Origin of the sequence: Sphingopyxis panaciterrae (assembly GCF_011762125.1) — a bacterium.
GTDB classification, from domain to species: domain Bacteria; phylum Pseudomonadota; class Alphaproteobacteria; order Sphingomonadales; family Sphingomonadaceae; genus Sphingopyxis; species Sphingopyxis panaciterrae.
This window is the reverse complement of the sequence record NZ_JAASQN010000002.1, coordinates 98,876-110,517: the sequence shown is the minus strand read 5'-3', so window position 1 is coordinate 110,517 and position 11,642 is coordinate 98,876. Positions and strand designations below refer to the sequence as shown.

The 11,642-nt window shown below is 63.7% G+C and carries 1 protein-coding gene; it reads left to right on the top strand.

Translation table 11 applies throughout. From position 1 onward, the window contains the following. The first annotated feature begins 357 nt into the window (after nt 1–357). A complete protein-coding gene (locus tag FHR22_RS08205; RefSeq protein WP_166941027.1) occupies nt 358–11,640 on the top strand; it encodes a LysM peptidoglycan-binding domain-containing protein in 11,283 nt (3,760 codons plus the stop codon). Nucleotides 11,641–11,642: the final 2 nt, after the last annotated feature.

The window sequence follows — 11,642 nt, the reverse complement described above, 5'->3', positions numbered from 1 at the left end:
CCTTTGCAAGCGCTTGGCAAGCTCAAGATGGATTGACCCTTTTCGGCCGGAAGCGGACATTCCCTTTTTCGTCACCCCGGACTTGATCCGGGGTCCCGCTTGATGCCGAAACTGCCGGTGCTCCCCAAGAGAAGCGGGATCCCGGGTCAAGCCCGGATGACGAGGATGGGCGAAGCAACGGCCGCTCTCCACCCCATAGCGGACATCTCTCCGCCGGCTATGCAATCGATATAATTGTCAAAAAGACCCTAAACATCTCCCGAACCCGTTGGATCAGTATCTAGCGGGGTGTTTCACGTCGGGTTGAGACCGGGCAGGAGCCGCCGCCGCGATAAAGTCTGTTGCGGGGATGTGTCGATGGTATCGATATTTGTGGGATCGGGCTCGGGTTTTGCGCGGGGATCGGGGTCGGCCCTTGGGGGGACGGGTCTGCTCGGGTCGGGGACGCAGGGGCGGAGCGGTGAGAGCGTTTCGGTCAATGCGGCGACGGGCAATTTGCTGATCGCACGCGAGGACGAGTTTCTGGTCGGCCGCGGCCCTGATGCCTCGATCTCGCGGACGTACAACAGCCTGGCGCAGATGTCCGACGGCGACAATGGCGACCAGTGGCAGCAATCGACGATGCGGCGGGTGTTCGGACTGACGGGGACGCTGAACACGGCCGGCAGCACGGTGAGCCGGCAGGGCGGCGATGGTTCGGTGATCGTCTATGCATGGGATGCGGCGAAGTCGGCCTATGTCACCACCGACGGCGACGGGGCGCACGACCGGCTGGTCAAGTCGGGGGCGACGTGGATATGGACCGACGGGTCGAGCCAGTGGACCGAGACCTATGAGGCGTCGGTCGCCGACGCGGCGGTGTTCCGCATCAAGGAGCAGAAGGACACCGACGGTTATAAACTGTCCTTCACCTATGTGGCGGCGACCGACAAGCTCGACCGGGTGACGACCGCGAACCATGGCGCGGGCAATGCCGCCACCGGCGTTCCCGAACAAAGCTATGTCAAATATATATGGGACAGTCTGAAGCCCGACAATCTGATCGGGCTTGAGACCTATTATACCGATTATGGTGATCCATCGACGGCCGCCGATGACGTCCCGGCGATGCTGACGCGCACGCGCTATGCCTATGACGCGTCGAACCGGCTGATCACGGTGACGGTCGACCTCAGCCCCGGCGACAACAGCGTCGCCGACGGCAAGACCTATGTGACGAATTACACCTATGACGGCACCAGCGACCGCATCGCCTCGATCACCCAGACCGACGGGTCGAGCCTCGCCATCACCTATGATACGTCGGGCCGCGTCAAGACGCTGACCCAGGCGGTCGCGGCGGGCGACACGCGGGTGACGACGCTGACCTATGGCACGGGCTATACGATGATCGCCGGACCCGACGGGCAGACGACGCGGCTCGACTATGATGCAGCGGCGCAGCTGACCAAGATCACCGCACCGCCGGCGACCACCACCGCGACGGCGCAGAATGTCCAGTTCGGTTATGATGGCTCGGGCAACCTCACCAGCGTCACCGACAGCGCGGGCAAGGTGACCGTCTACACCTATGACGGCAACGGCAACATGCTTACCAGCAAGGATGCCAACAACAATCTCGTCACGCGCACTTATGGCACGAAGAATGAACTGCTGACCGAGACGCGCACCGGGTCGGATACGGGCGGTGCGGCGGTGAGCCATACGACGCGCTACGTCTATGATATCGAGAACCACCTGCGCTATGTAATCAGCGCCGAGGGTGAGGTCGTCCAATATTATTACAACGTCTTTGGCCAGATGTACTGGCAGAATGCCTTCCCGGAATCTCACTATGACCTGACCGGCCTCGCGGCATCCGACGCGCCGACCGAGGCGCAGATGGACCTGTGGCGGGACGCTGCCGCCGGTCCGGCGGGAACCGCGCGGACCAGCGTGATGATCCAGCATTTGACCTTCAATGGGCGCGGTCAAATCACACTTGCCCGCGGCTACGGGGCGTCGAGCGCCTGGACCAATGCGGTGGGCAGCGACGGAACGTCGGTCGGCACCTTTACATATGACCAGTCGGGGCGGCTGCTCAGCCGTTATGATCAGGGCGAAAATGCCGAGACCTTCGTCTATGACGGGCTCGGCCGGCTCGTCGGCTCGACCGATCTTGCGGGGGGCGTGACCACCTATCGCTTCGATGACGCGAACACGACGACACTCATCCAGCTTTCGACCGGAAAGACACAGACGCGCATCTACAATAAGGCGGGCGATCTGATCGGCGAGATCGAGAGCCAGAATTTCCAGAACGCGGGCACGACAAATTACGCCAATGCGCAGACGCTCGGCAATTGGGTCTTGGGCGGTATCGCGTCGGCTGCGGCGGGAACGATCAACGGCCAGCCCGCCTTCAGCTATACTGTCGCGGGCGCGGCGAGCGGCCAGTCGCAACAGGTCATTTCGCCCGGCATCTCGGTCGCGGCGAACGAGGTCGTGACGTCGACCGTCACCTTCCAGGGAACCGCGACGTCGACATCGTTGGCTTTCGGTATTTATGGCAGCGCCACCGGGTGGGGCAATGCCGATATTGATCTCGGCAGCGCGCGGATCGTGTCGGGACCCGGTGTCATTGAAAAGGCCTGGAATTCTGAAGGTTTTTTCTTCGTTACCGGGCTATCGGCGACCGAGCCGACGGTCATCGAAGTCCAGCGGCGCTTCACGCAGGCGCAGGGCGTGGCAACGCGCTTCTATCCTGATTATCCCAACGGATCGATTCAGGGCAATGCGATCATCGCCGCGGCGCCGAGCATGACCAAATCGCCCGCCAGTGAAACAAGCTATCTCTATGACAAGAACGGGCGCCTGCGCGCCGCGACGGATGCGACGGGAAACAACAGCTTCATTCTTTATGACAATGCGGGTCGGAAGACGGCGGACATTGCGGCGGATGGGGGTGTGATCGAATATCGCTATGACGCGGCGGCCCGTTTGGCGACGACGATTGCCTATGCGACGAAGCTCGATGCGACGAAGATGGGCGATCTGGCGACAGCGGGCGGGATCGCCGAAACTGCCGGTTATCGTCCGGGCGCGACCGCTTCGGACATTTGGAGCTGGTCGGTCTATGACGCTGGCGGCCGGCTGATCGAGTCGATCGACGGCACCGGCGGGGTGGCGGTATTCAGCTATGACGGCTCGGACCGGCTGATCAAGACGGTGAGCTATTTTTACAAGCTGACCGCGGGGCAGCTGACGACGCTCAAGGCGACGCCGCCGACGGCGACGCTGCTGCCGGTGCTCGATGCGGCGCGCGATGCGGTGAGCCGCAGCTTCTACGATGCGGACGGGCAGTTGATCGGGACGCTCGACGGCGAGGGCTATCTCAGCGAGATCGTCTACGACGCGGCGGGACAAAAGATCGACGCGATCGCCTATGTGGCGAAGACGTCGTCGTCGCTGTGGGCGGCGGGGACGTTCGCGGCGCTGCGCACCAACGCCGGCGGCGCGACCGCCGCGGCGAACCGGCATATGCGCTATGTCTACGATGCCCAGGGATTGCTGCGCTACACGGTCGACAACACGGGGCATGTGTCGAGCTTTGCCTATAATGCGGCCGGCAAGCTGGTATCGACGATCGTTCATGCCGCGCCGATCGCGGCGGCGACGAGCGACTTCACTTACGACAATATCAAGGTGCTGCTGACGGGCATCGCTAATAGCGCGAATGACCGTCTCGGTTCGAATGTTTACAACGCCAAGGGACAGGTTGCTTATACGGTCGGCGCCATCGGCACGGTCACCGGTTACGCCTATGACGTCGCGGGCCATGTGATCAGGACGATCACCTATGCCACGACGCGCGCGGTCGCCGATCTGGTGACCATGGACAGCTGGGCGATGGGCCAGGCAGCGAACGCCGGCAACCGGGTCGCGCGCAGCTGGTATGCGGCGAGCGGCGACCTGCGCTTTACGGTCGATGCCGAGGGTTATGTCACGCGCTTCGACTATGACGCCGAAGGGCGGATGATCGCCGAGCGGCGGCCGCCGAACAAGGTGACGGCGGCTGACACGACGACAATCGCCCAGATCGACACGCTGGCCAATGCCGCGGGCACCGCGGTCGTGACCAGCTACAGCTATGATGCGGCGGGGCGCATCGAATATGTCACCGATGGCGAGGGGTATCAGACGCGCAACGTCTGGGCGGCGAACGGCAATCTGACCTCGGTTTACGCGGCGTGGGGCACGGCGGTGGAAAGCGAGACACGCTATGCCTATGACGGCGCGGGGCGGGTGCTATCCGAAACGCGCGGCTATGGCGCCGCCGAGGCGTCGACGGTCAGCTATGCCTATGATGGTCTTGGCAACCGGGTGAGCATGACCGACGCGCGCAGCAAGGTCACCACCTACAGCTATGACGAGCGCGGGCTGCTGCTGACCGCGGTCAACGCCGCGGGCACGACCTCCTACGAATATAACGGCTTTGGCGACGTCGTGAAAATGACCGATCCGCGCGGTCAAACGACGGGCAAATCGACCTATTATTATTACGACGACCTTGGCCAGGTGACGCTGGTGCGCGACACCGAAAGCTATGTGACCGAAACAAGCTACACCGCGTTCGGCGAGGTGGCGAGCCTCACGCGGCGCTATAACCGGACTGCGAGCGCGGTCAGTACCACCACGCTCCCGACGGTCGCGGCGCACGCGAGCGATACGGTGACTCAATATGTGTATGACAAGCGCGGGCTTGTTCTGACCAGGATCGATGCCGAGAATATTGCGACGACGTCGGCGTATAACGCCACCGGCGACCTCCTGTCGGTGACCCGCGCCGGGGCGATCACCGCCTTTCAATATGACAAGCGCGGTCTGGTAACGAAGACGACTGACGCCGAGGGCTTCTTCGAAAGCTATGGCTATGACGCCTATGGCAACCGGACGAGCGTAACGGCGAAATCGAAGGATGCGGCGAAGGTTGCGGGCGGCACGACGACCTACACCTACGACAAGCGCGGCCTGCTGCTGACGGAGACGCTGCCGTTCGCCTCCTATACCAGCAATGGCAATGTGCAGGCGGCGACCGTCACCAACACATACAGTTATGACGCGCGCGGCAACCGGACGCAGATGGTGGAGGCGGCGGGGCTGACCGAGGCGCGCACGACGACCTATGAATATGACGGGCTGAACCGGCTGACCAGGACCAGTGGTCAGGCGCGCTCGGTGCTCGACCAGAGCGATCATGTGACGGTGACGACGAACTTCGTGCCGACCGAGACGATCGCCTATGACGCGGCGGGCAATGTGACGAGCGTCACCGACGCGGCGGGCGGCCGCAACGTCTATTATTACGACGACCTCGGCCGCAAGACGGTGGCGATCGATGCCGCGGGCACCTACACCCGCTACGTCTATGACAAGAACGGCAATGTCACCGAAACGCGGGTCTATGAAACCAAGGTGACGGTGCCGGCGACCGACGGCGGCACGCCGCCCCCCGCCAATGGCGCGTCGCGCGCTACCAGCTTCACCTATGACAATCTGAACCGCCTGCTGACCAGCAGCGTCGCCGGCGCGAAAACGGGCAGCTATGTGATCGGCGGCTATGCGGGCGACGTCTGGACCGGGGTAACGACGACGATCGCCACGACCTATGAATATGACGCCATAGGCAATGTCGTGAAGGCGATCGACGCCAACGGCAATGCGACGTTCAGCCGCTACGACCGGCTCGGCCGCAAGACGCACCAGCTCGACACCGAAAAATATCTGACCGCCTGGACCTACGACGCCGAAGGCAATGTCCTCACCGAAAAGCGTTACGCGACTAATGGCAATCGTCTCTTCAACCCCAGGTTCAACGGAACGGACGGCTGGGGCATCGGCTACGATCCGAACGGGATTGCACAGGGCGCGCCGTTCACAGGGCCATGGTATGGTCAGGATGGGATCAAGATCAATGTCAACGCGACGGCCGCCGAGCAGGTTGTGTCGCTGCGCAGCGATATCGGACATATGATTCCTGTCACCGCCGGCGAGAAATTGGCGATCGAGGCGAGCGTCCAGGGGGAGGGGTCGATCGGCCGGGTCGAGTTGACCATGCATTTCTTCGATGCCAGCGGTGCGTATATCGGAGCGGTTAACGCCGCGACGCTTTATGGTAACCAGGCCTTCGGGACAAAGATGACCGGCGTGATCGATGTTCCGACAGGCGCGGTCAGCATGATGTACGAACTCTATGGCTTCTCATCGGGCGCGGGGGCCGGCGGCTTGGCCCTGCTCGAACCGTCGCTCAGCGCCATCTCGGGCGCCCAGCCGGTGGCGTCCAATACCGCCGACCGCACGACCACCTACACCTATGACAAGAACGGCAACCGGCTGACCGAAACGCGCGCAGGTGTCGCGGTGCACGATGGCAGCGGCGGAGTAACGGCACCGCAGTCGGTCACCGTCTCGTGGGTCTACAACGGCCTCGGCCAGGTGGTTCAGAAGAATGAAGCGACCGACGGCGCGGCGCGCGGACAGGTCGGTGATGAAAGTATCTATTACACCTATGACGCCGGCGGGCGCTTGCTCAACGAAGAGCGCGCTGCCTTCGCAACCAATTACAACGATGTGGTCGTGACCCCAACCGTCGACTATCGCTATACCGGCCTTGGCGACCTCACCTATACTTGGCAGAAGGGGCAAGCCGATACCGCGGCCACCGAAACACGTTACACCTATGGCGCGGGCGGCTTGCTTGCATCGATGACCGATGCCACGGGCGTCGTTCACACCTACAGCTACGACCGGAACGGCACGCTGATCCGCGACGAATATAATCGCGCGAATTCCGCCGGGACGAACATGCTCAACGCCGTTCTGACCAAGGTCGATGCGCTCGGCCGCACGATCGAACAGTCGGTGGCGGCATGGAACGGTTCGGCCTGGGCCAAGGGCGATATCGCGACCACCGAATATAATGCGTTCGGCGAGGTCAGCAGCACGGGGATCAACGGCCTGTTGCAGACGCAGAATAAATATGACCTCGCGGGCCGGCTCACGGCGACCAACGCCGGCGACGGCGTGTGGAAGCTTTTCGGCTATGACAAGAATGGCAACCAGACGCTGGCGATCACCAGCGCGGGTTACGACCTGAAGAACAAGACGTTCGACCAGGCGTTCGCCGAGATAGCGAGCGCCACCAACGGTGCAAAGGTCAACGCGACCTACACCGTCTACGACAAGCGGGGTATGGCGACGGATGTCGTCGAGGAAGGGCGCCAGCTCACCGGGACCAGCGACAGCCAGCGGCTGACCACCAGCCGCAGCTACAACGCGTTTGGCGACGTGCTGACCGAAACCGATGCCCGCGGCGGGCTCACCAGCTACACTTACAACAATATCGGCAAGCTGACCCGCAAGGAGGGACCGACGGTCGAGGTCACTTACGAAAATGGCGGCACGCAGTGGATCAAGCCCGCGACCGACTATTATTACGACCGGGCGGGCCGCCTGGTCGCCTGGCGCGACGCCAATGGCGAATACGCCGCGGGCGGGACGAGCGGGGGCGGCGCGAGCAAGCTCGCCGACAAGGGCAATCTCACCCGGCTGACGCTGCTCGCGGGCAGCGGCTACAACGGCAGCGAAGCGCTGGTCACCAGCGAAACCCACGCCGACGGCGGCACCAGATACATCAAATATGACATCCGCGGCGACGCGCGCATCACGATCGACGAGGTCAATCGATGGAGCCACCGCGACTTCGATGCCCGGGGTCTCGTCACGGTAGAATATCGTCCGGGCGGGCTCCTTGACTATTATGCCTATGACAGTCTTGGCCAGCGTATCCGGCATTGGAACAATGCGCCCGAAATGGCGGGCGACGTCGAAACCATCGACTACGACACCCAGGGCCGCGTCACCGCGACGCGCAGCTTCGGCGGCGACACGACCTCGACGACCTACACCTGGGACGCGACCATCGCCGCCGCCGGCATGGGCGTCATCACCGGCGGCTGGGCCGAAAATACGACGATGGCCAATGGCCGCATCCTTAATGAAAAGAGCGACATCTTCGGCCGCGCGACGTGGAAGAGCGACCTTGGCAACCATATCACGACCTGGGCCTATGACGCCGCCGGACGCCAGACGTCGAGCGTGATGGACGGCAACACCGCGACCTTCACTTATTACAACAGCGCCCTGATCGCCACCAACAGCGGCCCGAACGGCACCGCGACCTACACCTATGACAAGGCCGGCAACCGCCTCACCGAACAGCTCAAGGTCGGCGTCGTCACGATCAAGAACCAGAGCGCGACCTACGACGCGCTCGGCCGCCTCACCGGCTGGAACGAAGCCGGCACCGCCAAGTCGCCCGCCGCATCCACCACCAACAGCTATGACGCCAATGGTAATATCCGTATGACGCACAGCGAATATCAGACGATCGGCGCCACCGGCATCGCCTCGGGGACGATGACGAGCACCGATTACTGGTACCGCTACGACAGCTTGAACCGTCTGGTGACCGATCGGGGGATGCTGTCGGGCACCGCGGGCGCTGCGGGCACCACAATCGTGCGGCGCAAGATCGAGGAGGACCAGGGGGCGGCGGGCTCGGCACGGAGCCAGGACATCGCCTATGACCAGGCGGGTCAGCGGCAGAGCGTGACGACGACCTATCACTGGCGCGAGGCGATCGCCGACGACGGCCCGAAGATTATCTATCTCAACCATAATGAGACGCATGTCGAAAGCTACGCCTATGACGACGCCGGACGGCTGACGAGCGTCAACAAGGCGATCGACGGGGCGGCGGCGCAGCTCAAGTCATCGCTGAGCTACGACCTTATGGGGCGTCTGACGCAGCAGCAGGACTATGGCGGGCTGGGCGGCGGCACCTACACCGGGGTGAGCTACTCGCGCAGCATTGTCTACAACGCGAAGGGCCAGGTGACGTCGGACGATGTATCGAGCGCGCGCGAGCAGGTGGCGGCGGGGGCGTGGGACACCTTCCGTTCGGTGACGACCTACGGCTATGGTTCGGGCACGGGCTATGCGCTGGGCAGCGTGGTCACCCAGTCGGCGGTGAACACGAAGCTGGCGCCCGGAAGCTCAAGCTGGACGAGCCAGCCGGGGACGCTGACGACGACCGCTTACGCCTGGTACGACGGGGCGGTGCAGGATCTCGTCACCTATGACTATGACACGGGGTCGGGCAGCAATCCCATTTACCAGACCGATCTGCTGCTGAACGGGTTCGGCCAGATGACCGGAGCCGACGTTGATGACGGGGTGGCGAAGGACGTCGTCTATACGCTCGACGAAAATGGCCAGATCATCCGCCGCGACGAGAGCCGGACGGGCGCGCCATCGGAAGCGGCGCCGCACGAGGTCTTCTACCGCTTCGCCGGCCAGCAGATGGGGATGGCGGGGAACAATGGCACCGCCGACGTCTCCTACAGCCAGTCGATCGCCGATCGCGCCGCGGTGCGCCCGGCGACGAGTTCGAGCACCGCGGGGCTGTTCCGCAATGGGACCAAGACGGGCAATGCCGCCTATGCGAACTTCGCCGGAAGCTACGATCCCTACAACAGCGGCTATCAGGGGAGCGCGGGCGGCGCCTATACGGTGCGCGCGGGCGACACGCTGGCCAGCATCGCGGCGCAGCTGTGGGGCGACGCGAACCTCTGGTACAAGCTCGCCGCGGCGAACGGCATGGGCGCCAACAGCGCGCTCACCGAAGGGCAGAGCCTGACCATCCCGGTCGGCGTCACGCGCAATAGCCACAGCGCCGACACGTTCAAACCCTACGACCCCACCGACGCGCTCGGCGACCTGTCGCCGACCACCCCCAAGCCGCCCAAGAAGCCCAAATGCGGGATGCTCGGGCAGATATTGGTCGCCGCCATCGCCATCGGGGTCGCGGCATGGCTCGGGCCGCAGATGATCCAGGCGGCGCAGGGTGCGCTGGGCGCGCTTGGCGGCGCGATCGCGGGCGGTGCGGCGGCGGGTGCGGTCGCCTCTGCGGCGTCGCAAGGCGTCGGCATCGCGATCGGCGCGCAAAGCGGGTTCAGCTGGAAGAGCGTCGGCATGGCCGCGATCGCAGGCGGCATCGGCGGCGGACTGAGCGAGCTTGGTAAAGCAGCCGGTGCAGCGGGCAGCGTCTCCGACAAGATCACCAACATCAGCAAGGCGGCCAGCGGTGGTTTCGGGAGCGCTGTGCTCCGCGGGGCGCTCAGCAGTGCCCTGACCCAGGGTATCGGCGTCGCCACAGGCTTGCAGAGCAAGTTCGACTTCGCAGGCGTCGCGGCAGCGGGTATCGGCGCGGCGACGGGTTACGGGATGCGCACCGCAATGGACGGCCGATGGTCCTATGGGGGCGCCGACTTCCATGCGCCGCTTTCCAGCCTGGATCGTCTGGCCCAGGGAGCGGCTTCTAATGCAGCGACGGCGATTGCCGCCGCCGCGACACGTAGCGCGATCAGCGGCGACAGCTTCGGCGACAGCCTGATGCGTGCGCTGCCGGATGTGATTGGCAATACGCTCTACGAAAGCACAGTAGCGGGACTGGCGAGCGTGACGGCCTCCGGCTCGCGTCTGACCCGGCTCGCGCAGAACAATATCATATTTGACGGCGGCATCCCGATTGCCGGTGATCCCGAGATCGATCCGGCGATTGTCGCCAATGGACGGCGAATGAGCTTTTTTGAGAAGCTGGAGTTCGACGTCAGCGCTTCCTATGACAATCTCAAATCCTCGTTCGTCGGCCTGTATCGAGAAAGCCGCCTCGTCCGCGCACTCACGCCGCCGCAACTGGTGGCGACGGCGATTGCCGCCGATTATGTGGTCAGCGGCCGCATCGGCGAAGATGCCCGCGGGTTCAGCAACTGGGCCGGCCAACAGGTCAGCGGATTGCGGCAGGATTATATCGGGTTCAGCCGCGCGCTGAAGTCCCGGGCCGCGCCCGGACAATGGGCATCGATCGCCGCGATCGACTTTGGCGCCGGCATCGCCTTGGGCGCGCTCGACATGGCGGGCGCGCTCCCCGGGGCCGTCGCCAATCCGCTGGATACCGCAGGCGGCGTGGTCGGCAGCGTCATGGGCGGTGCGGCGGCATTGACCGACGCGGCGCTGATCCCGGACAGCCGTGGTGGTCATATGGTCCAGCAGGCAGCGGCGAACCTGCGCGCCATGGACACTACCCAATGGAACGTGGCGAGCGGCGAACTGGCGTTGGGACTGGTCGGCGGCAGCGCCGCTGCCAAGGTCGCCCTGCGCGGCGCCCCGGGCGTCGTCGGTGCCGCAGAAACAACGGGCTCGCGCATCATTTACGACGCTCCCATAGGCCCAGTTAGGCCCCATAAAAACTCGCTCGACTATGTTGGCGATACGCATGTCTATATTATTCGAGGGCCCGACGGGTCACTTCACAAGGTCGGGGAGTCAGCTCAGGGTGTAAGGGTTCGCGACGGAGCATCCATTCGTGCGGAACAGCAAGCGCGAGCTCTTCAGCGCGAAACGGGAGAATTTTACACAACTGAAATCCGTAAAAATTTCACTAGCAAGGCTGATGCAAGGGCCTATGAAACACGCTTTATCCAGACGTACGAACGCCTTTATGGCAAGCGCCCCCCGGGCAATCCACTTGATCGATAAGG

What these genes read in the sequence shown, in the direction of transcription:
- FHR22_RS08205 (WP_166941027.1), top strand. Translation starts at nt 358, where the DNA reads ATGGTATCGATATTTGTGGGATCGGGCTCGGGTTTTGCGCGGGGATCG.